We start from the raw sequence: 24576 nt of genomic DNA on the forward strand, positions 1-24576 counted from the left end.
TTTTGATTCTCTATAGCTTTAGGCGTTCGAGTCCCCTCTTTTAGTGTCTTACTGAAAACTGTCGGTAATATTTGATTTTCGTTTATATATAGTCGGGTCTCGGCTCTTTTGAAGAGCGGAAAGAAAAGGGGCAGATTTTTCCACCGCCTTACTCATCACTGTCAAATTCTACGCAGCCCAACCGTGGTGGCTCTTATCATCGGCATAGGCAGAAAAATCGCTAATATCAAGCATCGGAAAACTGGGGCAGATTTATTATTCAGAAATGAAAACAAATCTGTCACCTTTCTTTTATTCTTTCTTATTCAAGTAAGCGTCGGTTAGAGGGTACATGCGTAAACGTTTGGGGTTGATCGGTGGGGTCGTTACGGCCGTTTACTTGTTTGGGCTGGCTGCGGTGGTGTCGGGTCGCGCCTGCACACTAATGATCATGCCTTTGAATGAGGTGGGCGATTTTCTTGCAGGCGCTTTTGGCCCGGTCGCGTTTTTCTGGCTTATTCTAGGCTTTCTGCAACAAGGCGATGAACTGCGACAGGGCACTGAGGCGCTAAAGTTGCAGGCCGAAGAGCTCAGAAACTCTGTGGAGCAGCAGTCGATTATGGCGGCGGCTGCCACTCAGCAGATCAAAGCACAGCAGCAGGCGCTGCAACTGCAGTTGGAGGAAACGGAGCGCACCTTTCGGGCGAATTTCGTTTTTGGCGGCGGGCCCTCGGTCAGCTCCAATCACGGCGTAGGGTTCTATGCGGAAACAAGTATTGAGATCGGAGTCGCAAGGTCCGTTGCGCACGCAGTTGAAATAGCCATTGACCCACCTATTGGTGGAGTCAGTGAAGGAAAATTCGCAATGATTGACCTCAATCGCTCAGTTTCAATACCGGTAAAATTCATCGCGTTGCGGGAAACGTCAGGGAATGTCTCAATTTCTTATGACGGTGCAGACGGAAAGCGTAGGAAAGAAAACTTCATGTATATGACGTTGAATGGGCACCCTTGGGTCGCGATCAAGAGAGCAGATTAGCTGCGCGGCTTGGAGCAATATCTGATTCTCGAAGAACAGGGATGCTGCCGTAATGCTTACGCTATCATCTCGATATCAGGGAAAAGGGGAACAGGGAGAAGGGGGCAGAATTATTATTGGGCGGGCCCTGGCGGTCAGCGTCTATCGGACGTTCCGAGAGTGTCAGATTTTTAGGTAGTCCCTACAATTCATTGAATGTCTTTTAGATAATCCTTCAGCGCAATGAGCGGTACATCAAGCTGCTCCGCCGTCTGAACACTGGCAAACTCCCCCGCCAACCTCCGCAACTCGCGCCCCAATGGTTTATCCATACCGCCTAAGGCGTCCAAGGCCAAACCTACACAGTGCGCCACTCTAAACTGAATACCCTCGATATCACCCCGGCGCACCAACAACCCAAATACCTCCCGCTCATAATCACTCATGATCGGATCATCCCGCAAAATCGGACTCGACCCCTCCGTCTCATAAGCCAGCTTGAGACAGAACAGAGCAACAGTTTCCAGCAGCAGTTCCATGGGATGAATCCTTGAGAATTGTCGTACCCGCCGAAACAAGCGAGAAGGTCAAAAGCATCGCCAGCAAGCCGGTTCCCAGACGTCAGCGGGGTGCCAGGTGCTTTTCTACAGGCGAAAAAAAAGGCCTTGCAATGCAAGACCTTTCTTAATTTTGGTGCCCCGAGGGAGACTCGAACTCCCACTCCTTTCGAAAACGGATTTTGAATCCGCCGCGTCTACCAATTCCGCCATCAGGGCTCAATGGCGGCGAAGTATAGAGATGAGATTACCGTCGGTCAATCAGGTACATAGAGAATTTTCACTATTTCGGCTAGACTTCCGGGCCCTGCTAGACGAACCCCATCATGCGCGTTGCTGACTTTACTTTCGAACTCCCTGATTCGCTGATTGCTCGCCACCCTTTGGCCGAGCGTCGCAACAGTCGCCTGTTGACCCTTGATGGGGTCAGCGGCGCCCTGGCACACCGTCAGTTCACTGATTTGCTTGAGCATTTGCGCCCGGGCGATTTGATGGTGTTCAACAATACCCGGGTGATTCCGGCGCGGCTGTTTGGCCAGAAGGCTTCCGGCGGCAAGCTGGAAATTCTGGTGGAGCGGGTGCTGGACAGTCATCGCGTGCTGGCCCATGTGCGCTCCAGCAAGTCGCCGAAGCCGGGTTCGAAGATCCTGATCGATGGCGGTGGCGAAGCCGAGATGCTGGCACGCCACGATGCGTTGTTCGAGCTGGGCTTTGCCGAAGAGGTGTTGCCGCTGCTCGACCGCGTCGGGCACATGCCGTTGCCTCCTTATATAGACCGCCCGGATGAAGGCTCGGACCGCGAGCGTTATCAGACGGTGTACGCCGAGCGCCTGGGCGCGGTAGCGGCGCCGACGGCGGGGCTGCATTTCGATCAGCCGCTGATGGACGCGATTGCGGCCAAGGGCGTCGAGACGGCGTTCGTGACCTTGCACGTTGGCGCGGGCACGTTCCAGCCGGTGCGGGTCGAGAAGATCGAAGACCATCACATGCACAGCGAATGGCTGGAAGTCGGCCAGGACGTGGTCGATGCCGTTGCGGCGTGCCGCGCTCGCGGTGGGCGCGTGGTGGCGGTGGGGACCACCAGCGTGCGTTCGCTGGAGAGTGCCGCGCGCGATGGCGTGCTCAAGCCGTTCAGTGGCGACACCGACATCTTTATCTACCCGGGCCGGCCGTTTCATGTGGTCGATGCCCTGGTCACCAACTTCCATTTGCCCGAATCCACGCTGTTGATGCTGGTTTCGGCGTTCGCCGGTTATCCCGAAGCCATGGCCGCTTATAAAGCCGCCGTTGAGCATGAATACCGCTTTTTCAGCTACGGTGATGCGATGTTTATCACCCGTAATCCCGCACCACGTGGCCCTGAGGACAAAGAATGAGTCGCCAAAGTCGTATGTCGTTTGAGTTGCTTGCTACTGACGGCAAGGCTCGTCGCGGTCGTTTGACCTTCCCGCGCGGTACCGTCGAGACCCCGGCGTTCATGCCGGTCGGTACTTACGGTACCGTGAAGGGCATGCTGCCGCGGGACATCACCGCGACCGGCGCGGAAATCATTCTGGGCAACACGTTCCACTTGTGGCTGCGTCCTGGCACCGAAGTGATCAAGAAGCACGGCGACCTGCACGATTTCATGCAGTGGAAAGGCCCGATTCTTACAGACTCCGGCGGTTTTCAGGTGTTCAGCCTGGGCGCGATGCGCAAGATCAAGGAGGAGGGCGTGACCTTCGCCTCTCCGGTCGACGGGGCCAAGGTGTTCATGGGCCCGGAAGAGTCGATGCAGGTCCAGCGTGACCTGGGTTCGGACATCGTGATGATTTTCGACGAATGCACGCCGTACCCGGCTGATGAAGACGTCGCGCGGATTTCCATGGAGCTGTCGTTGCGTTGGGCCAAGCGTTCGAAAGAAGCCCATGGCGACAACACGGCGGCGCTGTTCGGTATCGTTCAGGGCGGCATGCACCAGGATCTGCGCATGCGTTCGCTGGAAGGCCTCGACAAGATCGGCTTTGATGGCCTGGCCATTGGCGGTCTGTCGGTGGGCGAGCCGAAGCACGAGATGATCAAGGTGCTGGATTACCTGCCGGGTCAGATGCCGGCTGACAAACCTCGTTACCTTATGGGCGTTGGCAAACCGGAAGATCTGGTTGAGGGTGTGCGCCGCGGTGTGGACATGTTCGATTGCGTGATGCCAACCCGTAATGCCCGCAATGGGCATCTGTTCATTGATACCGGCGTGCTGAAGATCCGTAACGCGTTCCATCGCCATGATGATTCGCCGCTCGATCCGACCTGCGATTGCTATACCTGCCAGAACTTCTCCCGCGCTTATCTGCATCACCTGGACAAGTGCGGCGAAATGCTGGGAAGCATGCTCAATACCATCCATAACTTGCGTCATTATCAAGTGCTTATGGCTGGTTTGCGCGAGGCTATTCAACAGGGTACATTGGCCGCCTTTGTCGATGCCTTCTACGCCAAACGCGGGTTACCTGTTCCGCCTTTGGACTGAGTTTTCTGACCCCAAGATTCAACATTTGCAACTGGAGTGCTAAATGAGCTTTTTTATCTCGAATGCCATGGCTGACGCCGCTGCACCGGCCGCTGCCGGCCCAATGGGTGGCGGTTTTGAGTGGATTTTCCTGGTCGGTTTCCTGGTCATCTTCTACCTGATGATCTGGCGTCCACAGGCCAAGCGCGCCAAAGAGCAGAAGAACCTGCTGAGCAGCCTGCAAAAAGGCGACGAAGTTGTGACCACCGGCGGCATCGCCGGCAAGATCACTAAAGTGGCTGACGATTTCGTGGTTCTGGAAGTTTCCGACACCGTCGAAATGAAATTCCAGAAAGGCGCCATTGCCGCCACGCTGCCAAAAGGCACGCTGAAAGCGATCTAAGTTTCAACTTCTACTCAATCGACGGGGCGCGCAAGGCGCCCCGCGTCATAAGCGGGCGGCGTGATGCTGAACAAATACCCTCTGTGGAAATACATTCTGATCCTGGCGGTGCTGGCGATCGGTCTGATTTATTCCGCTCCCAATCTATATCCTGATGACCCGGCCATTCAGGTCAGCGGTGCAAGCACTGCGCTGCAGGTCAATCAGGCTGATCTGGATCGAGTGAGCGCTGCGCTCAAGGAATCCGGGATCAACGTCAAGGCGGCCACGCTGGCGACCAACGGCAAGGGCGGTCTGATTCGTCTGGTCAAGGCTGAAGACCAGTTGCCTGCCAAGGACGTCGTGCGCAAGGCGTTGGGTGATGACTACGTCGTTGCTCTGAACCTGGCACAAACCACCCCGCAATGGCTGCGCAGCCTGGCCGCGCACCCGATGAAGCTGGGTCTGGACTTGTCCGGTGGTGTGCACTTCCTGCTCGAAGTGGACATGGACAAAGCCCTCGACGCACGCTTGAAAGTGTACGAAGGCGATGTAAAGAGCCTGTTGCGTAAAGAGAAACTGCGCTATCGCAGCCTGCCGCAACTGGGCGGTGCCATTCAGCTGGGCTTCTCTGATGAAGCTTCCCGCGAACAGGCCCGTGCACTGATCCGCAAGAACTTCAACGATTTCGACATTGTTCCGGCAGACCTCAATGGTCAGGCGGTGCTGCGTCTGGCGATGACCCCGGCCAAGCTGGCGGAAATCCGCGAATACTCCATCAAGCAGAACTTGACCACGGTACGTAACCGCGTCAACGAGCTGGGTGTTGCCGAACCGATCGTTCAGCGTCAGGGCGCCAACCGCATCGTGGTTGAGCTGCCGGGCGTACAAGACACCGCAGAAGCCAAGCGTATCCTCGGCAAGACGGCCAACCTTGAGTTCCGTCTGGCGGCTGAGCCTGGCGCTTCGAAAGCCACTTCCGAATCCTTTGAGTTCCGTGAAGGCAATCGTCCTCCTGCGCTGATCGAGCGTGGCCTGATCATCACCGGTGACCAGGTAACTGACGCCAAGGCTGGCTTCGGCGAGCACGGCACGCCAGAAGTGAACATCCGTCTGGATGGCCACGGTGGCGAGCTGATGAGCCGTGCGACCCGTTCGAACGTCGGTCGCAGCATGGCGGTGATCTTCATCGAGCAGCGTCCGGTTACCACTTACACCAAGCAAGTGGTTGATGGCGTCGAAAAAGACGTGGCGGTGCAGTCGTTCAAGGAAGAGAAGAAGATCATCAGCCTGGCGACCATTCAGTCGCCGCTGGGTGCTCAGTTCCGTATCACCGGCCTGAACGGCCAGGGCGAATCGTCCGAACTGGCGCTGCTGTTGCGTGCCGGTGGTCTGGCGGCGCCGATGTACTTCGCTGAAGAACGCACCATTGGCCCGAGCCTGGGTGCGGACAACATCACCAAAGGTATCGATGCATCGCTGTGGGGCATGCTGTTTGTCTCGCTGTTCATCATCGCCATCTATCGCTTCTTCGGCATCATCGCCACCGTTGCGCTGGGTGTGAACATGGTGCTGCTGCTGGCCCTGATGTCGCTGCTGGGTGCAACGCTGACCCTGCCGGGTATCGCCGGTATCGTATTGACCATGGGTATGGCGGTCGACGCCAACGTACTGATCTTTTCGCGGATTCGTGAAGAGATCGCGGCGGGCATGACCGTACAACGGGCAATCAACGAAGGTTTCGGTCGCGCATTCACGGCGATTCTCGACGCCAACCTGACCACCTTGCTGGTGGGCGGGATCCTGTTTGCCATGGGTACAGGTCCGGTCAAAGGCTTCGCAGTGACCATGTCCCTCGGGGTTTTGACTTCGATGTTCACGGCCATCATGGTCACCCGCGCGATGGTCAACTTGATCTTCGGCGGTCGTGACTTCAAGAAGTTGTGGATTTAAGGGGCTGCCATGTTACGTACAATCAACTTCATGGGCGTTCGCAACTTCGCGTTCGGCGTCACATTGTTCCTTACTGCGCTGGCCATTTTCAGTGTCTTCCACAAGGGCATGAACTGGGGGCTGGACTTCACCGGCGGTACGCTCATCGAGCTGACCTACGAGCGTCCGGCCGACGTCACCAAGGTGCGTGAGCAGCTGGTTTCGTCCGGTTATCACGAAGCCATCGTGCAGAACTTCGGCGCGACCACCGATCTGCTGGTGCGCATGCCTGGCGAAGACCCGCAGTTGGGTCACCAGGTGGCAGCGGCGTTGCAGAAGGTCGGCGGCGATAACCCGGCGACGGTCAAGCGCGTCGAGTTCGTCGGCCCGCAGGTGGGTGAAGAGCTGCGCGACCAGGGCGGCCTCGGCATGCTGATGGCGCTGGGCGGCATCCTGATCTACCTGGCGTTCCGCTTTCAGTGGAAATTCGCCGTCGGTGCGATCGTTTCCTTGATTCACGACGTGATCGTGACCATCGGTATCCTGTCGTTCTTTCAGATCACCTTCGACCTGACGGTGCTGGCGGCGGTACTGGCGATTATCGGTTACTCGCTCAACGACACCATCGTGGTATTCGACCGGGTTCGTGAGAACTTCCGCGTACTGCGCAAGGCCAGCCTGATCGAGAACATCAATATCTCGACCACGCAAACCCTGCTGCGGACCATCGCGACGTCGGTTTCCACCTTGTTGGCGATTGCGGCACTGCTGTTCTTCGGTGGTGACAACCTCTACGGCTTCTCCCTGGCACTGCTGGTGGGTGTTCTGGCCGGTACTTATTCGTCGATCTACATCGCCAACGTGGTGTTGATCTGGCTGAACCTGAGTTCCGAAGACCTGATCCCGACGGTGAATACCGAGAAGGAAGTCGACGACCGTCCTTGAGGACTCTCTAGTCCAGAGCAGTTCCCCAGGGATGTAGTCCAAAAAGGCGCGAGTTGAACTCGCGCCTTTTTTTATGCTCCAAGGCTGGGAGAAGCACGGGTTTATCCCGCATGTGATGGTCAGGAGGTTCATGTGAACAAGTCGATGCTGGTTGGTGCTGTACTGGGTGCTGTCGGTGTGACTGCCGGGGGTGCTGTGGCCACCTACAGCCTGGTAAAAAATAACGGCCCCGAGTATGCGCAAGTGCTCGCCGTTGAGCCGGTCAAGACGCAAATCAAGACTCCACGTGAAGTGTGCAAGGATGTAGCGGTCACCCGGCAAGCGCCGGTGAAAGATCAACACCAGATTGCCGGTACGGTGGTGGGTGCGCTGGCAGGTGGTCTGCTGGGTAACCAGATCGGCGGCGGCACCGGCAAGAAAATTGCCACGGTTGCGGGCGCGGTCGGTGGTGGTTACGCCGGCAACAAGGTTCAGGAGGGCATGCAGGAGCGTGACACCTACACCACGACGCAAACCCGCTGTAACACGGTGAATGACATCAGCGACAAGGTTGTGGGTTACGACGTTCGTTATTCGCTGGACGGCAAGGAAGGCAAGGTGCGGATGGATCGTGATCCGGGTAACCAGATTCCGGTGGATAAGGAAGGCAAGTTGATCCTGACGCAGAATGAACAGGCGCATTGATGAGCTGATTGTCAGCCGCTGAAAAAGAAGCACCCTTCGGGGTGCTTTTTTTGTACCCAAAATTCACGCATCCCCCTGTAGGAGCCGGCTTGCTGGCGATAGCGGTCGGTCATTCAACATTGATGTCGACTGTTGCACCGCTATCGCCAGCAAGCCGGCTCCTACAGGGGGTGGTGTTGTCAGGGGCAAATTCCAGGCATAAAAAAAGCACCCCGCAGGGTGCTTTTTCTGTCGCTGGCAGCTTAGCGCTTCAGCGAGGCCGGCAGGTGCGGCTGGATCGCCGTCAGCACTGCCTTGAAGCACTTGGTGTTACCGGCAACGATGTGGCCTTTCTCAAGGAAATCGTGACCGCCGGTGAAGTCGCTCACCAAGCCGCCAGCTTCCTGGATCAGCAGGGCGCCTGCAGCCATGTCCCACTCGGACAGGCCCGACTCCCAGAAAGCGTCGAAACGGCCGGCAGCCACGTAGGCCAGGTCCAGGCTCGCCGAGCCAGCGCGGCGGATGCCGGCGGTCTGGCCAACCAGGGCGCGGAACATGCCCAGGTAGTTGTCGAGGTTGTCCATCTGGTCGTCACGGAACGGGAAGCCGGTACCCAGCAGGGCGCCGTCCAGGCTGGTGCGGCCGCTGACGCGCAGGCGACGACCGTTCAGTTGAGCGCCGCGACCACGGCTGGCGGTGAATTCTTCCTGGCGAACCGGGTCCAGAACAACAGCGTGTTCCAGGCGACCGCGGTATTTGCAGGCGATGCTGACAGCGAAGTGAGGAATGCCGCGCAGGAAGTTGGTGGTGCCGTCCAGCGGATCGATGATCCACAGGTATTCTTCGCCTTCGATCCCGGTGCCGGCGTGCATGCCGGTTTCTTCACCCATGATCGAGTGGTTCGGGTAAGCCTTGCGCAGCGCGTCGATGATTTTCTGTTCAGCGGCGCGATCCACCTCGGATACGTAATCCTTGGCGTCTTTTTCGTCGACCTTGATGGTATCCAGGCGCTCGATGGAGCGGAAGATCAATTCACTGGCGCTGCGGGCGGCGCGCAGCGCGATATTCAGCATGGGCTGCATGGATGTGTCACCTAAGGTTGTTAAAGAAAGCCGGGCATTCTATCAGAAAGTTTCTACAGGAGAAGGTCAGTGTTCGCTTTCATAGCTGAACGGTGTGCCCCCGCCTCAGAAATACGGTCACTTTTGACGAGTGATCAATGTTGGCAGGCAAGGCGCCGCGCCGACTCATAGCGCGCTATGGGGAGAAGCGGCAACGCAGCATGCCGACATTGAGCGCCGTCAAAAGTGAATCGTTATTTTTGAGGCGGGGCACCCTGTTGAGCTGTAAGATTCTGCTCCCCATTAAAGTGTTCGAGAGCGCCTCCCTTGCTGCATAACATTCGTGTCGTCCTGGTCAATACCAGCCACCCCGGCAATATCGGCGGGGCTGCGCGTGCCATGAAGAACATGGGCCTGTCGCGGCTGGTGCTGGTCGAACCACGGTTGTTCCCGCACCACGAAGCCGATGCCCGCGCATCCGGCGCCGGGGACATCCTTGAAAACGCGCAAGTCGTCGCCACTTTGGAAGATGCCTTGGTCGGCTGCAATCTGGTGCTCGGCACCAGCGCCCGTGACCGGCGTATTCCCTGGCCGCTGCTCGATCCCCGCGAATGCGGGACGAAAGTGGTCGAGGAGGCCGGGCAGGGCGCCGAAATCGCCTTGGTATTTGGTCGTGAAGATTCCGGCCTGACCAATGAAGAGCTGCAGCGATGTCATTATCACGTGCACATCCCATCAGACCCTGAGTTCAGTTCGCTGAACCTTGGGGCGGCGGTGCAGGTGTTGAGCTATGAAGTGCGCATGTCCTGGCTGGCGGCCCAAGGCCAGCCGAGCAAGGTCGAGAAGGAAGAAGTGGCATCGGTCAAAAGCGCTGAGCTGGCGACCATGGATGAGCTGGAGCGGTTCTATGAGCACCTGGAGCAAACCCTGGTGGCCATCGAATTCCTCGATCCTGAAAAGCCACGGCACTTGATGGCGCGCCTGCGTCGGTTGTACGGACGAAGCTCGGTCAGCCGGGCGGAAATGAATATATTGCGTGGCATCCTCACGGAAACCCAGAAAGCGGCCCGTGGTGAGCTTCTAAAGCGGAAGGATTAATGATGTTCGAGCGTTTGCGTGAAGATATCCAGAGTGTTTTCCATCGTGACCCGGCGGCGCGTAACGCTTTTGAAGTCCTGACTTGCTACCCGGGCATGCACGCCATCTGGATCCACCGGTTGTCGGCAGCCTTGTGGCGCGCCGAGCTGAAATGGCTGGCGCGGCTGGTGTCGAACTTCGGTCGCTGGTTGACCGGGATCGAGATCCATCCGGGCGCCAAGGTCGGTCGTCGGTTCTTCATTGACCATGGCATGGGTATTGTCATCGGTGAAACCGCTGAAATTGGCAACGACGTCACCCTTTATCAGGGTGTGACGCTGGGCGGCACCAGCTGGAATAAAGGCAAGCGTCACCCGACACTGGAAGACGGTGTGGTGGTGGGGGCTGGTGCCAAGGTGCTCGGCCCGTTCACTGTGGGTGCCGGCGCCAAGGTCGGTTCCAATGCCGTGGTGACCAAGGCTGTGCCTCCTGGTGCAACAGTGGTCGGCATTCCAGGGCGGATCATCGTCAAATCCGATGAAGAGCAGGACGCCAAGCGCAAGGCCATGGCCGAGAAGATCGGTTTCGATGCCTACGGTGTTGGCGAAGACATGCCGGACCCGGTGGCGCGTGCCATTAACCAATTGCTCGATCACCTGCAGGCTGTTGATGGTCGTCTGGAGGGGATGTGCGGGGCGTTGAAGGATCTGGGCAGTAATTACTGTGCGAAAGATCTGCCTGAGCTGCGCGAAGAAGACTTTGCGTGTGTGAAGGACAAGGATCAGAGCCAGGCCAGCTAGACCGAGTCGACCCCTTCGCGGGCAAGCCTCGCTCCTACAAGGGTTTCGTTAATCCTGTAGGAGCGAGCGGGCGGCGATCCGACTTGCCCGCGAAGAACGATAACGCGCAATTGCTGGCTGTAACCGCCCAGCCTTTGTTATGATGCGGCCGCTCTTTTGCGGGTAAACCTGACTAAAGTACTAGGTCTTATAGTTGACTTAAATACTCGGGAATTGCATACTCGCCCCATTCCGAACTCCGTGGTAATTGTCCATGCGACTGACTACAAAAGGCCGATACGCCGTGACCGCCATGCTTGATCTGGCGTTGCATGCGCAGCACGGGCCCGTGTCCCTGGCCGATATCTCCGAGCGCCAAGGCATCTCCCTGTCCTACCTCGAACAGCTTTTCGCCAAATTGCGCCGCAGCAATCTGGTGTCCAGCGTCCGTGGTCCGGGCGGCGGTTACCAGCTGTCCCGCGACATGCAGGGCATCCAGGTCGCCCAGGTGATCGATGCGGTAAACGAATCGGTCGATGCCACCAAGTGCCAGGGGCAGGGCGATTGCCATCAAGGCGACACCTGTCTGACCCACCACCTGTGGTGCGACCTGAGCCTGCAGATCCACGAATTTCTGAGCGGTATCAGCTTGGCTGATCTTGTTACTCGCCGTGAGGTACAAGAAGTAGCCCAGCGTCAGGACCAGCGTCGTTGCAACAGCAAGACGCCACGCCTGGACAAGATTGAAGCGTCCGCCGTCGAATGACAGCCAAAGAGCTAGCGGCACGCCAGCCAGCCTGATTTAGGAGATAGTCCATGAAATTGCCGATTTACCTTGATTACTCTGCGACCACCCCGGTTGATCCGCGTGTTGCGCAAAAGATGAGTGAATGCCTGCTGGTCGACGGAAACTTCGGTAACCCGGCGTCCCGTTCCCACGTGTTCGGCTGGAAAGCTGAAGAGTCCGTCGAAAACGCCCGTCGTCAGGTCGCAGACCTGGTCAACGCCGATCCGCGTGAAATCGTCTGGACCTCCGGTGCCACCGAGTCCGACAACCTGGCAATCAAGGGTGCGGCGCATTTCTATGCGACCAAGGGCAAACACCTGATCACCACCAAGATTGAGCACAAGGCTGTCCTCGACACCATGCGCCAACTGGAGCGTGAAGGCTTCGAAGTAACCTACATCGAGCCTCGCACTGACGGTCTGGTTACGCCGGAAATGATCGAAGCTGAACTGCGTGACGACACCATCCTGGTTTCGGTCATGCACGTGAACAACGAAATCGGCACCATCAACGACATCGCAGCCATCGGCGAACTGACCCGCTCCAAAGGGATCCTGTTCCACGTCGACGCCGCTCAGTCCACCGGCAAGGTCGAGATCGACCTGCAGAAGCTGAAAGTCGACATGATGTCGTTCTCCGCCCACAAAACCTACGGCCCTAAAGGCATCGGCGCGCTGTACGTCAGCCGCAAGCCGCGTGTGCGCATCGAAGCGACCATGCACGGCGGCGGTCACGAGCGCGGCATGCGTTCCGGCACCCTGGCGACCCACCAGATCGTCGGCATGGGTGAAGCTTTCCGCGTAGCCAAGGAAGACATGGCTGCCGAGAACGTGCGCATCAAAGCCTTGAGCGACCGTTTCTTCAAACAGGTCGAAGACCTGGAAGAGCTGTACGTCAACGGCAGCATGACCGCCCGCGTTCCGCACAACCTGAACCTGAGCTTCAACTACGTTGAAGGCGAGTCGCTGATCATGGCGCTCAAGGATCTGGCGGTTTCGTCCGGTTCGGCTTGCACCTCGGCTTCGCTGGAGCCTTCGTACGTACTGCGCGCCCTGGGCCGCAACGACGAACTGGCGCACAGCTCGATCCGTTTCACCTTCGGCCGTTTCACCACCGAAGAAGAAATCGACTACGCCGCGCAGAAAGTCTGCGAGGCCGTTACCAAGCTGCGCGCTCTGTCGCCGCTGTGGGACATGTACAAAGACGGTGTCGACATTTCGAAAATCGAGTGGGCGGCACACTGATTTCAAGTCGCCGCAAACCAGGCCCTGTAAACTTAAGGTAGGCAGGGCTTCAAGAGCGACTCTCTGATGAGTGAGGATTAAGAATCATGGCTTACAGCGAAAAGGTCATCGACCACTACGAAAACCCGCGTAACGTCGGCAAGATGGACGCGGAAGACCCGGATGTCGGCACCGGCATGGTCGGCGCTCCGGCGTGCGGCGACGTGATGCGTCTGCAAATCAAGGTCAACGAGCAAGGCATCATCGAAGACGCCAAGTTCAAGACCTACGGTTGCGGTTCGGCTATCGCCTCCAGCTCCCTGGCGACCGAGTGGATGAAAGGCAAGACTCTGGATGAAGCAGAGACCATCAAAAACACTCAACTGGCCGAAGAACTGGCTCTGCCGCCGGTGAAAATTCACTGCTCCGTACTCGCTGAAGACGCTATCAAAGCGGCCGTTCGCGACTACAAGCAGAAGAAAGGCTTGATCTGATTTTCAAGATTTTGCGACGAGTAAGGAGTCACCGATGGCTATCAGCATGACAGAAGCGGCTGCTCGACACGTGCGACGCTCCCTCGACGGGCGCGGCAAAGGTGAAGGGATTCGTCTGGGTGTTCGCACCACGGGCTGCTCCGGCCTTGCCTACGTGCTGGAGTTTGTCGACGAGGTGGTTGCCGAGGATCAGGTGTTCGAAAGTCACGGCGAGAAAGTGATCATCGACCCGAAAAGCCTGGCCTACCTGGACGGCACCGAGCTCGATTTCGTCAAGGAAGGGTTGAACGAAGGCTTCAAGTTCAACAACCCCAACGTACGCGGTGAATGTGGCTGCGGCGAAAGCTTCAACATCTGAGGCTTCTTGTGGGTACTCCTTGTCATTTCGCTTTATTTGAGCTGCAACCGAGTTTCAATCTGGACCTCGACCAGCTGGCTACGCGCTACCGTGAGTTGGCGCGCAGTGTTCATCCGGACCGTTTTGCGGACGCTTCCGAGCGCGAGCAACGGCTGGCGCTAGAGCAATCCGCGAGCCTCAACGAGGCCTACCAGACGCTCAAAAGTCCCCCGAAGCGCGCGCGATACCTGCTCGCCCTGAATGGTGGCGAGCTGCCGCTGGAGGTCACGGTGCATGATCCGGAGTTTCTTCTGCAACAGATGGAGTTGCGCGAAGAGCTCGAAGACCTGCAGGACAGCGCCGACCTGAATGGCGTTGCCGTCTTCAAGCGTCGTTTGAAAGTTGCTCAGGAAAAACTGAACGACAGTTTCGCAGCCTGTTGGAATGATGCAGCGCAACGTGAACAGGCCGAACGCCTGATGCGGCGCATGCAGTTCCTCGACAAGCTCACCTACGAAGTGCGCCAGTTAGAAGAGCGCCTCGACGATTAACCCAGTGCCGCTCCGGTCGCACGCCTGATATACAGATAAGTCCTGATCACGATGGCCCTACTGCAGATCGCCGAACCCGGCCAAAGTCCTCAACCGCACCAGCGTCGTCTGGCTGTGGGGATCGACTTGGGCACTACCAATTCGCTGGTCGCTGCATTGCGCAGTGGTCTTTCCGAGCCTCTGGCCGACGCTGACGGGCAGGTCATCCTGCCGTCCGCCGTGCGTTACCACGCCGATCGCGTCGAAGTGGGCGAGTCGGCCAAGCTGGCTGCCGCTACCGATCCGTTGAACACCGTGCTGTCGGTCAAGCGCTTGATGGGTCGTGGTCTGTCCGACGTCAAGCAATTGGGCGAGCAACTGCCGTACCGCTTTGTCGGCGGCGAGTCGCACATGCCGTTCATCGAAACCATTCAGGGGCCGAAAAGCCCGGTCGAAGTCTCCGCCGATATCCTCAAGGTATTGCGTCAGCGCGCTGAAGCGACATTGGGTGGCGAACTGGTGGGTGCGGTGATCACCGTTCCGGCCTATTTCGACGATGCTCAGCGTCAAGCCACCAAGGACGCGGCCAAACTGGCCGGCCTCAACGTGCTGCGTTTGCTCAATGAGCCGACCGCCGCTGCCGTGGCTTACGGTCTGGATCAACATGCTGAAGGCCTGGTCGCGATTTATGACCTGGGCGGCGGCACCTTCGATATTTCGATTCTGCGCCTGACCGGCGGTGTGTTCGAAGTGCTGGCCACCGGTGGCGACAGCGCCCTGGGCGGCGATGACTTCGATCATGCGATTGCCGGCTGGATCATCGAGAGCGCCGGTTTGTCCGCCGATCTCGATCCGGGTGCGCAACGTAACCTGCTGCAAACTGCCTGCGCGGCCAAAGAAGCGCTGACCAATGTTGCGGCCGTTGAAGTCGCTTATGGCGACTGGAAAGCCGAGCTGACTCGCGAAGCGTTCAATGCGCTGATCGAGCCGATGGTTGCTCGCAGCCTGAAAGCCTGCCGTCGCGCGGTGCGTGATTCCGGCGTCGAGCTGGAAGACGTGCACGCGGTGGTCATGGTCGGCGGTTCGACCCGTGTGCCTCGCGTTCGTGAAGCCGTCGCCGAAGCCTTCGGTCGCCAACCGCTGACTGAAATCGACCCGGATCAAGTGGTGGCCATCGGTGCCGCGATCCAGGCCGATACGCTGGCCGGCAACAAGCGCGATGGCGGCGAACTGCTGTTGCTCGACGTGATTCCGTTGTCCCTGGGGCTGGAAACCATGGGCGGCCTGATGGAGAAGGTGATTCCGCGCAACACCACCATTCCCGTCGCTCGTGCCCAGGATTTCACCACGTACAAAGATGGCCAGTCGGCCATGGCGATCCACGTGTTGCAGGGGGAGCGCGAGCTGATCAGCGACTGCCGTTCCCTGGCACGCTTCGAGTTGCGCGGTATTCCGGCGATGGTCGCCGGTGCAGCTAAGATCCGCGTGACCTTCCAGGTCGATGCCGACGGTCTGCTCAGCGTCTCGGCCCGTGAGTTGGGTTCGGGTGTTGAAGCAAGCATTCAGGTCAAGCCGTCCTACGGCCTGACCGACGGCGAAATCGCCAAGATGCTCAAGGATTCGTTCCAGCACGCCAACGACGACAAGGTCGCCCGTGTGCTGCGTGAGCAGCAGGTCGATGCCCAGCGTCTGATCGAAGCGGTGCAAGCCGCTCTCGAAGCCGACGGCGAGCGTTTGCTCGACGCCGAGGAGCGCATGGTCATCGAATTGCAGATGCAGGAACTGACCGAACTGATGAAAGGTACAGATGGTTACGCCATCGAGCAGCAGACCAAGCGTCTGTCGCAAGTCACCGACGCCTTTGCTGCCCGCCGCCTGGACTCGACGGTGAAAGCCGCGCTGGCGGGGCGCAATCTGAATGAAATCGAGGATAACTGATGCCGCAGGTCATTTTTCTGCCACACGAGAAGTTTTGCCCGGAAGGCATGGTGGTCGAGGCTGAGCCCGGTACATCGATTCTCGAACTGGCCCATGAGCACCACATCGAGATGGAAAGTGCCTGTGGCGGCGTTTGCGCCTGTACCACTTGTCACTGCATCGTTCGAGAAGGGTTTGATTCGCTGGAAGAAGCGGATGAACTGGAAGAAGATTTCCTCGATCGTGCCTGGGGTCTGGAAGCTCAATCGCGTCTGGCCTGCCAGGCGATCGTCGGGACTGAAGACCTGACCATCGAGATTCCGAAGTATTCGCTCAACCACGCCGCCGAAGCGCCGCACTGATTCAAGGAACTGTCATGAGTCTCAAGTGGACTGATGTGCTGGAAATCGCAATCCAGCTGGCTGAAAGCAAGCCCGATGTTGACCCTTTGTCGGTCAACTTCGTCGATCTGCGCAAGTGGGTGATGGAATTGCCCGAGTTCGACGACCTGCCTGAGCATTGTGGCGAAAAGATCCTCGAGGCCATTCAGGCCCACTGGATCGAAGAACGCGACTGAGCCACGCTGCAGGTTAGGCAATACCCAAGAACCCGCGTATAATTCGCGGGTTTAATTTTTCACAAATTACCGTTTCTGGAGTTACACCATGGCTGTTCAACGTACTTTCTCCATCATCAAGCCTGACGCTGTTGCTAAAAACGTCATCGGCGAGATCACCACTCGTTTCGAAAAAGCAGGCCTGCGCGTTGTAGCTTCGAAACTGAAGCAACTGTCCAAAGCCGAAGCTGAAGGCTTCTACGCTGAGCACAGCGCTCGTGGTTTCTTCGGCGACCTGGTTGCTTTCATGATCTCCGGTCCTGTTGTTGTTCAGGTTCTGGAAGGCGAAAACGCTATCGCTCTGAACCGTGAGCTGATGGGCGCTACCAACCCTAAAGAAGCTGCTGCCGGCACCATCCGTGCTGACTTCGCTGATTCCATCGACGCCAACGCTGTACACGGTTCGGACTCCGAAGCCGCTGCTGCTCGCGAAATCTCGTACTTCTTCGCAGCTACTGAAGTAACCACTCGCTAAGCATTGGCTTAAGAGTGAAGGTGAATCCATGACTACATCGACTGTAAAAACCAACCTGCTGGGTCTGACTCAACAGGAAATGGAAAAATTCTTCGACTCAATCGGGGAGAAGCGTTTCCGTGCCGGTCAGGTAATGAAATGGATTCACCACCTTGGCGTCGATGATTTCGACGCCATGACGAACGTCAGCAAGGCCCTGCGCGACAAGCTCAAGGCCATTGCCGAAGTTCGCGGTCCTGAAGTCGTCAGCGAGGACATTTCCACCGACGGCACCCGTAAATGGGTGGTGCGCGTGGCGTCCGGCAGCTGCGTCGAGACCGTTTACATTCCCCAGGGCAAACGCGGCACTCTGTGCGTTTCGTCCCAGGCAGGCTGTGCCCTGGATTGCAGTTTCTGCTCCACCGGCAAGCAAGGTTTCAACAGCAACCTCACCGCCGCCGAAGTCATCGGCCAGGTGTGGATTGCCAATAAATCGTTCGGCAGCATCCCGGCGACCGCCGACCGTGCCATCACCAACGTGGTGATGATGGGCATGGGCGAGCCGCTGCTGAACTTCGACAACGTCGTTGCGGCCATGCATCTGATGATGGACGACCTGGGTTATGGCATTTCCAAGCGCCGTGTGACCCTGTCGACCTCCGGCGTGGTGCCGATGATCGATGAGCTGTCCAAGCACATCGACGTCTCCCTGGCGTTGTCCCTGCACGCACCGAATGACGCATTGCGTAACCAATTGGTGCCGATCAACAAGAAATATCCGCTTAAGATGCTGCTCGAGTCGTGCCAGCGCTACATGTCGTCCCTGGGCGAAAAACGCGTGCTGACCATCGAGTACACCTTGCTCAAGGACATCAACGACAAGGTTGAACATGCCGTTGAGATGATCGAGCTGCTCAAGAACATCCCGTGCAAGATCAACCTGATTCCGTTCAACCCGTTCCCGCATTCCGGTTACGAGCGTCCGAGCAACAATGCGATTCGTCGTTTCCAGGATCAGCTTCACCATGCAGGTTTCAATGTCACCGTGCGCACCACTCGCGGTGAAGACATCGATGCCGCGTGTGGCCAATTGGTAGGGCAGGTGCTGGATCGCACCCGTCGCAGTGAACGTTATATCGCCGTGCGCGAGTTGAGCGCCGACAACGATATGGCTTCGAACGCTGCGAAATAATTCAAGAGAGGATCTCTATGTCCCTGCGCTTTGCGCTGCTTTTGCTGTTGGCCAGTCTTTGTACTGGCTGCGTCCTGTCGGGCGATTTCAATCCGATGAAGACCAGCAAGGGCCGCGATGAAGCGCGAGTTGCCTACGTGCAACTGGGCTTGGGCTATTTGCAGCAAGGCATGACCGAACGCGCCAAGATCCCGCTGAAAAAGGCCTTGGAGCTGGACGGTTCGGATCCTGACGCCAATGCCGCATTGGGTCTGGTGTTTCAGGCCGAGATGGAGCCGGAGCTGGCGGATGAGCACTTTCGCAAGGCGCTATCTTCCCGCCCCAACGATGCCCGTATCCTGAATAATTACGGCAGTTTTCTTTTCGAACAGAAACGTTACAAAGAGGCTTACGAGCGCTTCGAGCAAGCCGCTGCCGATACCCTGTATCCTGAGCGTTCGCGAGTGTTCGAGAACCTGGGCATGACCGCTTCCAGGCTTGGTCAGCGTGATCTGGCCCAGCAGCAGCTGGAAAAAGCTTTGCGTTTGAACCGTCAGCAACCCCGTGCATTGCTGGAAATGGCTGAGTTGTCTTACGAAGACAGGCATTATGTGCCCGCGCGTGACTATTACGACCGTTTTAGCCTGCTCACCGAGCAAAATGCACGTAGTCTATTGCTCGGCGTTCGGCTGGCAAAAGTGTTCGAAGATCGCGACAAGGCAGCCAGTTATGGCCTGCAACTAAAACGACTCTATCCCGGTACGCCGGAATATCAGCAATACCTGTCGGAGCAATGATGAAAGCGGCGCATCCCGAAGTTGTAGCAGCGAATCGCGTTAACCCCGGTGAGACTTTGCGCCAGGCCCGCGAAAGCAATGGCTGGTCGCTGGCCGAAGTGGCCCTCAAGCTCAACCTCACCGTTAATTCCCTGAGTAATCTGGAAGCCGGCGCATTCGACAAGCTGCCGGGGCATACCTTTGCCCGCGGTTATATTCGCGCCTACGCCAAATTGCTCGGCATGGACCAGACCGTTCTGGTTCAGCAATTCGACCAATCCACCGGTACCGACTCCCAGGGCGCCAACGTCCACAGCCTGGGGCGCATCGAAGAGCCGGTTCGGGTTTCCCACACTATTTTGCGAATCGTCAGCCTGCTGTTGCTGATCGCGGTGATCGGCGGCGGTTTCATCTGGTGGCAGGATCAAACCTCACTGCGCACCAAGGACCTGATCAGCCTGAGCCCGGAGCACGTTGAAGTCGAAGGCGCCGACGGCACCACCCAGATCCACCCGCTGGACGAGCCGGAAGACCAGGCTGTCGCGGAAGGTCAGGCTGAAGGCTCGACCGCACTCGCATTGCCGCAAGCCGAGACTTCGACTGAAGCGCCGGCTGAAGCTGAGCCGACTACGCCTGTGGTCGCTCCGGCCGCACCGGCGCCAGTTGCACCGACACATAACACCGCGCCGGTTGCTCCGGCCCCCGTTGCCCCGGCGCACAGCACCGCGCCAGTTGTCGTGCCTGCGGCCCCGACGGCTCCGGTTGTGTCGACCCCGCCTGCAACCGCCTCGGTAACGCCGACCATTCCTGCTCCGGCTGCTCCGGTTGCTGGCCAAGGCCAGGTTCAACTGCAATTCACCGCTGATTGCTGGACACAAGTCACCGACGGCACTGGCAAAGTGCTGCTCAGTGGTCTCAAGCGCAAAGGCGAAACCGTTTCCCTCAGTGGTAAGCCGCCGTTTGCCGTGCGTCTGGGCTTCGCCCGTGGCGCGCAGGTCAGCTACAACGGTCAGGTGGTTGATGTCGCTCCATTCACCAGTGGCGAGACTGCTCGCCTGAAGTTGGGTCAATAAGTCATGCACGGCGAATCTCCAATCAAGCGTCGCGAATCCCGGAAAATCTGGGTCGGTAACGTGCCTGTTGGCGGCGATGCGCCCATCGCTGTGCAGAGCATGACCAACAGCGACACCAATGACGTTGCCGCCACCGTTGCCCAGATCAATCGTCTGGAAGCCGCTGGCGTTGATATCGTGCGGGTTTCCGTGCCGGACATGGACGCCGCCGAAGCCTTCGGCAAGATCAAGCAACTGGTCAAAGTACCGTTGGTGGCCGACATCCACTTCGACTACAAGATCGCTTTGCGCGTAGCCGAACTGGGCGTTGATTGCCTGCGGATCAACCCGGGCAACATCGGTCGTGAAGACCGCGTGCGTGCGGTGGTCGATGCCGCCCGTGATCGCGGGATTCCGATCCGCATCGGCGTCAACGCAGGTTCCCTGGAAAAAGACCTGCAAAAGAAATACGGCGAGCCGACCCCGGCCGCGCTGGTCGAATCCGCCTTGCGTCACGTCGAGCACCTTGAACGCCTGAACTTCCAGGACTTCAAGGTCAGCGTGAAAGCCTCCGACGTGTTCATGGCCGTCGCCGCTTACCGCTTGCTGGCCAAGGAAATTGTCCAGCCGCTGCACTTGGGCATCACCGAAGCCGGTGGTTTGCGTTCAGGCACAGTGAAATCCGCCGTGGGCCTCGGTATGCTGCTCGCCGAAGGGATTGGCGATACTATCCGCATCTCGTTGGCGGCCGACCCGGTCGAGGAAGTGAAAGTCGGCTACGACATTCTCAAATCCCTGCACCTGCGTTCCCGTGGCATCAACTTCATCGCCTGCCCGAGCTGCTCGCGGCAGAACTTCGATGTGGTCAAGACCATGAACGAGCTGGAAGGGCGCCTTGAAGATCTGCTGGTGCCGCTGGATGTCGCGGTCATCGGTTGCGTGGTCAACGGGCCAGGCGAAGCCAAGGAAGCCCATATCGGCTTGACCGGCGGCACGCCAAACCTGATTTACATCGACGGCAAGCCGTCGCAGAAACTGACGAATGACAATCTGGTGGATGAGCTTGAACGCTTGATCCGCCAGAAAGCGGCCGAGAAGGTCGAAGCTGACGCAGCTGTAATCGCTCGCGGCTGATCGAACGAATTTAAGGATTTAAAGTGAGCAAGTCTCTGCAAGCCATTCGTGGCATGAACGACATCCTGCCCGAACAGACTCCCCTGTGGCGTCATTTCGAGGGCACCGTTTCGCGTCTGCTGGATAACTACGGTTACAAGCAGATCCGCATGCCGATCGTCGAGTTCACCGAGCTGTTCAAGCGCTCGATCGGTGAAGTGACCGACATCGTCGAAAAAGAGATGTACACCTTCGAAGACCGTAACGGTGATTCGCTGACCCTGCGCCCTGAAGGCACGGCGGCCTGCGTGCGTGCGGTGCTCGAGCACGGCATCACTGGCGGCGGCCAGGTGCAGAAACTCTGGTACATCGGCCCGATGTTCCGCCACGAACGTCCGCAGAAAGGCCGTTATCGCCAGTTCCACCAGATCGGTGTCGAAGTGTTCAACCTCGACGGTCCGGACATCGACGCCGAGCTGATCGTGCTGACCTGGCGCCTGTGGGGCGAGCTGGGCATCCGTGATGCGGTCAAGCTCGAACTCAACAGCCTGGGCACCAGCGAATCCCGTGGTCGTTATCGCGAAGCGCTGGTCGAGTTCCTGTCCGCTCACCTGGACAAGCTCGACGAAGACAGCCAGCGCCGTCTGAAGACCAACCCGTTGCGCGTTCTGGACACCAAGAACGCCGACACTCAAGCGATCCTGGTCGACGCGCCGAAAATGGCCGACTACCTCGACGACGAATCCCGCGTGCACTTCGAGGGCCTCAAGGCTCGCCTGGACGCCGCCGGTATTCCTTACGTGATCAACCCGAAGCTGGTACGCGGGCTGGATTACTACAGCAAGACGGTTTTCGAGTGGGTCACCGACAAGTTGGGCGCTCAAGGCACCGTGTGTGCCGGCGGCCGCTACGACGGTCTGGTGGAACAGATGGGCGGCAAGCCGACCCCGGGCGTTGGTTTCGCCATGGGCATCGAGCGCCTGGTGCTGCTGCTTGAAACCCTGGAGCAGATCCCGGAAGAGATCTCCCGTCAGGTCGACGTCTATCTCTGCGCATTCGGCGAGGCTGCCGAGCTGGCGGCCCTGACGTTGAGCGAGAAGGTGCGCGATCAGTTGCCCAACCTGCGTCTGCAGATCAATGCCGGCGCCGGCAGCTTCAAAAGTCAATTCAAGAAGGCCGACAAGAGCGGTGCGCTGTACGCGCTGATCCTCGGTGACGACGAAATGGCCCAGCAAGTGGTAGGTTTCAAACCCCTGCGTGGCCAGGGCGAACAACAAAGCATTGCCTGGGATGCGCTTGCTGCACACCTGGCCACCTGCGTCGTGCAGGGTTGAAGCTGTCATAAACAGCCGATTTAGCGATTAAGGAGTATTGGGGTGTCGAGTACCGAAGACGAACAGCTGGCGGATTTGAAGGACTGGTGGACACGCAACGGCAAGCCCCTGGTCACTGGCGGCCTGTTGGCGCTGGTCATCGTGTTCGGCTGGCAGGCCTTTCAAAAGTATCAGAGCAATCAGTCGCAAGGCGCCTCGATGCTCTATCAGCAATTGCTCGAAACCACGCTGACGCCCAACGGCAAGCCTGATGCCGCCCGTGTTTCGGACCTGGCCGGCAAGCTCAACAGCGAATTTGGCGGCAGCGCCTACGCGCAATACGGCAGCCTGTTCGTGGCGAAAGTCGCGGTCGACAGCGGCAAGCTGGACGACGCTGCCACCGAGCTGAAAGCCATCGTTGCCAAACCGGCCAACCCGGCACTGGGCGAAATCGCCCGTCAGCGCCTGGCGCAGGTACTGGCCGCGCAGAACAAGGTCGATGAAGCCCTGAAACTGCTCGAAGGCGATGCCGATAAAGCATTCCTCGCCACCCGCGAAGAACTCAAGGGCGACCTGCTGGTGCAGTTGGGTCGCACCGACGAAGCGCACGCTGCGTATCAAAAAGCCAAGGCGGCACTGTCGGATGAAGCGGCAGTCGGTGGCCTACAAATCAAGTTGGACGATCTGGCCAAAGGGGATGCGTGACGTGATCCGTTGGAAACATGCAGCATTGCTGGCTCTGGCCGTTTTGGCCGCGGGTTGCAGCAGCAACAGCAAAAAAGAATTGCCGCCTGCCGAGCTGGTCGACTTCAAAGAAGAAGTGGTCCTGCAAAAGCAGTGGAGTCGTTCGATCGGTGACGGTCAGGGCGAAACCTACAACATGCTGGTTCCGGCGATCGATGGCGATACCATCTATGCCGCCGACGTCACTGGCGTGGTGATGGCGATGGATCGCAGCAATGGCGACGTCAAATGGAAGAAAGACCTCGAACTGCCTGTTTCCGGCGCCGTTGGCGTAGGTTATGGCCTGCTCGTGATCGGTACGACCAAGGGCGAAATCGTTGCGATGGACGCCACCAACGGTGAAGAGAAATGGCGCGCTCGCGTGTCCAGCGAAGTTCTCGCGCCACCGGCCAACAACGGTGACGTGGTGGTCGTTCAGACTCAGGATGATCGTCTGATCGGTCTGGATGCCTCCACCGGCAACCAGCGCTGGTTGTATGACAGCACGCCTGCAGTCCTGACCCTGCGTGGCACCAGTGCGCCGATCGTGACCAACCGCCTCGCGGTGGCTGGCCTGTCGACCGGTAAAGTGGTTGCGCTCGATATCTCCAACGGCGTGCCGGTGTGGGAACAGCGGGTTGCGATCCCACAAGGTCGTTCGGAACTGGAGCGCGTTGTCGATATCGACGGTGGCCTGCTGCTGTCCGGCGGTACCTTGTACGTCGCCAGCTATCAGGGTCGCGTTGCGGCACTGGACCTGGAAAGCGGTCGTCAGCTCTGGCAGCGTGATGCTTCCAGCTATGCCGGCGTTGCGCAGGGCTTCGGCACTGTGTACGTGAGCCTGGCTTCGGGCACCGTTGAAGGCGTTGACGAGCGTTCCACCACAGCTTTGTGGAGCAACGACTCCCTGGCTCGCCGTCAACTGTCGGCTCCAGAAGTGTTCTCCAGCTATGTTGCAGTCGGTGACATGGAAGGCTATGTGCACCTGCTGAGCCAGGTGGACGGTCGTTTTGTCGGCCGCGAACGCATCGACAGCGACGGCCTGCGTGCGCGTCCGCTGGTGGTGGGTGACACGATTTATCTTTATGGCAACAGCGGCAAACTGGAAGCCCTGACCATCAAGTAATGTTTTGACTATGCTTGGGGTTAACCCCCAAGCGGCCCCGTTCTGCGGGGCTCGCAGCGTTCTCAA

General features: G+C 58.4%; 27 protein-coding genes and 1 tRNA gene. 25 read left to right on the forward strand and 3 right to left on the reverse strand.

The window, feature by feature from the left end; all coding sequences use genetic code 11:
• The first annotated feature begins 331 nt into the window (after positions 1-331).
• A complete protein-coding gene (locus tag K5R88_RS26300; protein WP_226298658.1) occupies positions 332-1018 on the forward strand; it encodes a hypothetical protein in 687 nt (228 codons plus the stop codon).
• Positions 1019-1206: 188 nt separating this feature from the next.
• Here the strand turns inward: K5R88_RS26300 and K5R88_RS26305 are convergent, their stop codons facing one another.
• Positions 1207-1536 (reverse strand): hypothetical protein, encoded by a 330-nt coding sequence (locus tag K5R88_RS26305; RefSeq protein WP_226298659.1) that lies wholly within the window; start codon positions 1534-1536, stop codon positions 1207-1209.
• Positions 1537-1688: 152 nt separating this feature from the next.
• Positions 1689-1773: transfer RNA gene (locus K5R88_RS26310), tRNA-Leu, on the reverse strand.
• A 107-nt stretch (positions 1774-1880) separates the two neighbouring features.
• On the opposite strand from K5R88_RS26310, the gene queA reads away from it, so the two are divergent.
• From queA to K5R88_RS26340, 6 genes are all read left to right on the forward strand, one after another.
• On the forward strand, positions 1881-2930 hold the full coding sequence (queA, locus tag K5R88_RS26315) for a tRNA preQ1(34) S-adenosylmethionine ribosyltransferase-isomerase QueA (RefSeq protein ID WP_192420785.1): 1050 nt from the start codon (positions 1881-1883) through the stop codon (positions 2928-2930).
• A gap of 14 nt (positions 2931-2944) precedes the next feature.
• Positions 2945-4060 (forward strand): tRNA guanosine(34) transglycosylase Tgt, encoded by a 1116-nt coding sequence (tgt, locus tag K5R88_RS26320; RefSeq protein ID WP_162130724.1) that lies wholly within the window; start codon positions 2945-2947, stop codon positions 4058-4060.
• A gap of 43 nt (positions 4061-4103) precedes the next feature.
• Positions 4104-4442, forward strand: coding sequence for a preprotein translocase subunit YajC (yajC, locus tag K5R88_RS26325; RefSeq protein ID WP_007916913.1), 339 nt, complete (start codon positions 4104-4106; stop codon positions 4440-4442).
• Positions 4443-4505: 63 nt separating this feature from the next.
• Positions 4506-6374, forward strand: coding sequence for a protein translocase subunit SecD (gene secD, locus K5R88_RS26330; RefSeq protein ID WP_008025484.1), 1869 nt, complete (start codon positions 4506-4508; stop codon positions 6372-6374).
• Between the two features lie 9 nt (positions 6375-6383).
• Positions 6384-7298, forward strand: a complete 915-nt coding sequence (secF, locus tag K5R88_RS26335) for a protein translocase subunit SecF (RefSeq protein ID WP_008025485.1) — start codon at positions 6384-6386, stop codon at positions 7296-7298.
• Positions 7299-7430: 132 nt separating this feature from the next.
• Entirely contained in the window at positions 7431-7982 is a 552-nt protein-coding gene (locus tag K5R88_RS26340) for a glycine zipper 2TM domain-containing protein (protein WP_008025488.1), read from the forward strand.
• A gap of 242 nt (positions 7983-8224) precedes the next feature.
• On the opposite strand, the gene suhB is transcribed toward K5R88_RS26340, so the two are convergent.
• Positions 8225-9043 (reverse strand): type III secretion system regulator SuhB, encoded by an 819-nt coding sequence (gene suhB, locus K5R88_RS26345; protein ID WP_008014726.1) that lies wholly within the window; start codon positions 9041-9043, stop codon positions 8225-8227.
• 306 nt (positions 9044-9349) lie between these two features.
• Between suhB and trmJ the strand changes: the two genes are divergently transcribed.
• The 18 genes from trmJ (at position 9350) to bamB (ending at position 24510) form a co-directional block, all read left to right on the forward strand.
• The gene (gene trmJ, locus K5R88_RS26350; RefSeq protein WP_008045111.1) at positions 9350-10120 is read left to right on the forward strand and encodes a tRNA (cytosine(32)/uridine(32)-2'-O)-methyltransferase TrmJ; all 771 of its coding nucleotides are present in this window, start codon (positions 9350-9352) and stop codon (positions 10118-10120) included.
• A gap of 2 nt (positions 10121-10122) precedes the next feature.
• Complete coding sequence (gene cysE / locus K5R88_RS26355) at positions 10123-10899, forward strand: serine O-acetyltransferase (RefSeq protein WP_008025494.1); 777 nt, start codon at positions 10123-10125, stop codon at positions 10897-10899.
• Positions 10900-11152: 253 nt separating this feature from the next.
• On the forward strand, positions 11153-11644 hold the full coding sequence (gene iscR / locus K5R88_RS26360; protein ID WP_008042436.1) for a Fe-S cluster assembly transcriptional regulator IscR: 492 nt from the start codon (positions 11153-11155) through the stop codon (positions 11642-11644).
• A gap of 50 nt (positions 11645-11694) precedes the next feature.
• Positions 11695-12909, forward strand: a complete 1215-nt coding sequence (locus K5R88_RS26365; RefSeq protein WP_008025496.1) for an IscS subfamily cysteine desulfurase — start codon at positions 11695-11697, stop codon at positions 12907-12909.
• 86 nt (positions 12910-12995) lie between these two features.
• The gene (gene iscU, locus K5R88_RS26370) at positions 12996-13382 is read left to right on the forward strand and encodes a Fe-S cluster assembly scaffold IscU (protein ID WP_003443374.1); all 387 of its coding nucleotides are present in this window, start codon (positions 12996-12998) and stop codon (positions 13380-13382) included.
• A 34-nt stretch (positions 13383-13416) separates the two neighbouring features.
• The gene (gene iscA, locus K5R88_RS26375) at positions 13417-13740 is read left to right on the forward strand and encodes an iron-sulfur cluster assembly protein IscA (protein WP_003227904.1); all 324 of its coding nucleotides are present in this window, start codon (positions 13417-13419) and stop codon (positions 13738-13740) included.
• Between the two features lie 8 nt (positions 13741-13748).
• Positions 13749-14270, forward strand: a complete 522-nt coding sequence (gene hscB / locus K5R88_RS26380) for a co-chaperone HscB (protein ID WP_008025499.1) — start codon at positions 13749-13751, stop codon at positions 14268-14270.
• Positions 14271-14321: 51 nt separating this feature from the next.
• Complete coding sequence (gene hscA, locus K5R88_RS26385; protein ID WP_226298660.1) at positions 14322-16187, forward strand: Fe-S protein assembly chaperone HscA; 1866 nt, start codon at positions 14322-14324, stop codon at positions 16185-16187.
• Positions 16187-16528 (forward strand): ISC system 2Fe-2S type ferredoxin, encoded by a 342-nt coding sequence (gene fdx, locus K5R88_RS26390; RefSeq protein WP_008025503.1) that lies wholly within the window; start codon positions 16187-16189, stop codon positions 16526-16528. Before hscA ends, fdx begins: the two co-directional genes overlap by 1 nt.
• 14 nt (positions 16529-16542) lie before the next feature.
• The gene (iscX, locus tag K5R88_RS26395) at positions 16543-16743 is read left to right on the forward strand and encodes a Fe-S cluster assembly protein IscX (protein WP_008025505.1); all 201 of its coding nucleotides are present in this window, start codon (positions 16543-16545) and stop codon (positions 16741-16743) included.
• An 88-nt stretch (positions 16744-16831) separates the two neighbouring features.
• Positions 16832-17257, forward strand: a complete 426-nt coding sequence (gene ndk / locus K5R88_RS26400) for a nucleoside-diphosphate kinase (protein WP_007916882.1) — start codon at positions 16832-16834, stop codon at positions 17255-17257.
• Between the two features lie 28 nt (positions 17258-17285).
• Positions 17286-18428, forward strand: a complete 1143-nt coding sequence (gene rlmN / locus K5R88_RS26405) for a 23S rRNA (adenine(2503)-C(2))-methyltransferase RlmN (protein WP_008025507.1) — start codon at positions 17286-17288, stop codon at positions 18426-18428.
• A gap of 17 nt (positions 18429-18445) precedes the next feature.
• The gene (gene pilW / locus K5R88_RS26410; RefSeq protein ID WP_226298661.1) at positions 18446-19204 is read left to right on the forward strand and encodes a type IV pilus biogenesis/stability protein PilW; all 759 of its coding nucleotides are present in this window, start codon (positions 18446-18448) and stop codon (positions 19202-19204) included.
• Positions 19204-20256 (forward strand): RodZ domain-containing protein, encoded by a 1053-nt coding sequence (locus K5R88_RS26415; RefSeq protein WP_226298662.1) that lies wholly within the window; start codon positions 19204-19206, stop codon positions 20254-20256. The genes pilW and K5R88_RS26415 overlap by 1 nt, the downstream gene beginning before the upstream one ends.
• 3 nt (positions 20257-20259) lie before the next feature.
• Positions 20260-21369, forward strand: a complete 1110-nt coding sequence (ispG, locus tag K5R88_RS26420; RefSeq protein WP_007903603.1) for a flavodoxin-dependent (E)-4-hydroxy-3-methylbut-2-enyl-diphosphate synthase — start codon at positions 20260-20262, stop codon at positions 21367-21369.
• Positions 21370-21392: 23 nt separating this feature from the next.
• Positions 21393-22682, forward strand: a complete 1290-nt coding sequence (gene hisS, locus K5R88_RS26425; protein WP_008042422.1) for a histidine--tRNA ligase — start codon at positions 21393-21395, stop codon at positions 22680-22682.
• A gap of 42 nt (positions 22683-22724) precedes the next feature.
• Entirely contained in the window at positions 22725-23366 is a 642-nt protein-coding gene (locus tag K5R88_RS26430; protein ID WP_192228439.1) for a tetratricopeptide repeat protein, read from the forward strand.
• Positions 23359-24510, forward strand: a complete 1152-nt coding sequence (gene bamB, locus K5R88_RS26435) for an outer membrane protein assembly factor BamB (RefSeq protein ID WP_032828591.1) — start codon at positions 23359-23361, stop codon at positions 24508-24510. Before K5R88_RS26430 ends, bamB begins: the two co-directional genes overlap by 8 nt.
• The last annotated feature ends 66 nt before the right edge of the window (positions 24511-24576 follow it).

The sequence above is a fragment of the Pseudomonas sp. MM213 genome (assembly GCF_020423045.1).
Lineage (GTDB): Bacteria > Pseudomonadota > Gammaproteobacteria > Pseudomonadales > Pseudomonadaceae > Aquipseudomonas > Aquipseudomonas migulae.

Coding starts and splice junctions, on each gene's coding strand:
- bamB (WP_032828591.1), top strand. CDS start 23,359: ATGCGTGACGTGATCCGTTGGAAACATGCAGCATTGCTGGCTCTGGCC.
- rlmN (WP_008025507.1), top strand. CDS start 17,286: ATGACTACATCGACTGTAAAAACCAACCTGCTGGGTCTGACTCAACAG.
- K5R88_RS26415 (WP_226298662.1), top strand. CDS start 19,204: ATGAAAGCGGCGCATCCCGAAGTTGTAGCAGCGAATCGCGTTAACCCC.
- iscU (WP_003443374.1), top strand. CDS start 12,996: ATGGCTTACAGCGAAAAGGTCATCGACCACTACGAAAACCCGCGTAAC.
- fdx (WP_008025503.1), top strand. CDS start 16,187: ATGCCGCAGGTCATTTTTCTGCCACACGAGAAGTTTTGCCCGGAAGGC.
- cysE (WP_008025494.1), top strand. CDS start 10,123: ATGTTCGAGCGTTTGCGTGAAGATATCCAGAGTGTTTTCCATCGTGAC.
- iscR (WP_008042436.1), top strand. CDS start 11,153: ATGCGACTGACTACAAAAGGCCGATACGCCGTGACCGCCATGCTTGAT.
- hscA (WP_226298660.1), top strand. CDS start 14,322: ATGGCCCTACTGCAGATCGCCGAACCCGGCCAAAGTCCTCAACCGCAC.
- ispG (WP_007903603.1), top strand. CDS start 20,260: ATGCACGGCGAATCTCCAATCAAGCGTCGCGAATCCCGGAAAATCTGG.
- iscA (WP_003227904.1), top strand. CDS start 13,417: ATGGCTATCAGCATGACAGAAGCGGCTGCTCGACACGTGCGACGCTCC.
- secF (WP_008025485.1), top strand. CDS start 6,384: ATGTTACGTACAATCAACTTCATGGGCGTTCGCAACTTCGCGTTCGGC.
- ndk (WP_007916882.1), top strand. CDS start 16,832: ATGGCTGTTCAACGTACTTTCTCCATCATCAAGCCTGACGCTGTTGCT.
- K5R88_RS26365 (WP_008025496.1), top strand. CDS start 11,695: ATGAAATTGCCGATTTACCTTGATTACTCTGCGACCACCCCGGTTGAT.
- K5R88_RS26305 (WP_226298659.1), bottom strand. CDS start 1,536: ATGGAACTGCTGCTGGAAACTGTTGCTCTGTTCTGTCTCAAGCTGGCT.
- pilW (WP_226298661.1), top strand. CDS start 18,446: ATGTCCCTGCGCTTTGCGCTGCTTTTGCTGTTGGCCAGTCTTTGTACT.
- K5R88_RS26300 (WP_226298658.1), top strand. CDS start 332: ATGCGTAAACGTTTGGGGTTGATCGGTGGGGTCGTTACGGCCGTTTAC.
- suhB (WP_008014726.1), bottom strand. CDS start 9,043: ATGCAGCCCATGCTGAATATCGCGCTGCGCGCCGCCCGCAGCGCCAGT.
- secD (WP_008025484.1), top strand. CDS start 4,506: ATGCTGAACAAATACCCTCTGTGGAAATACATTCTGATCCTGGCGGTG.
- queA (WP_192420785.1), top strand. CDS start 1,881: ATGCGCGTTGCTGACTTTACTTTCGAACTCCCTGATTCGCTGATTGCT.
- tgt (WP_162130724.1), top strand. CDS start 2,945: ATGTCGTTTGAGTTGCTTGCTACTGACGGCAAGGCTCGTCGCGGTCGT.
- yajC (WP_007916913.1), top strand. CDS start 4,104: ATGAGCTTTTTTATCTCGAATGCCATGGCTGACGCCGCTGCACCGGCC.
- iscX (WP_008025505.1), top strand. CDS start 16,543: ATGAGTCTCAAGTGGACTGATGTGCTGGAAATCGCAATCCAGCTGGCT.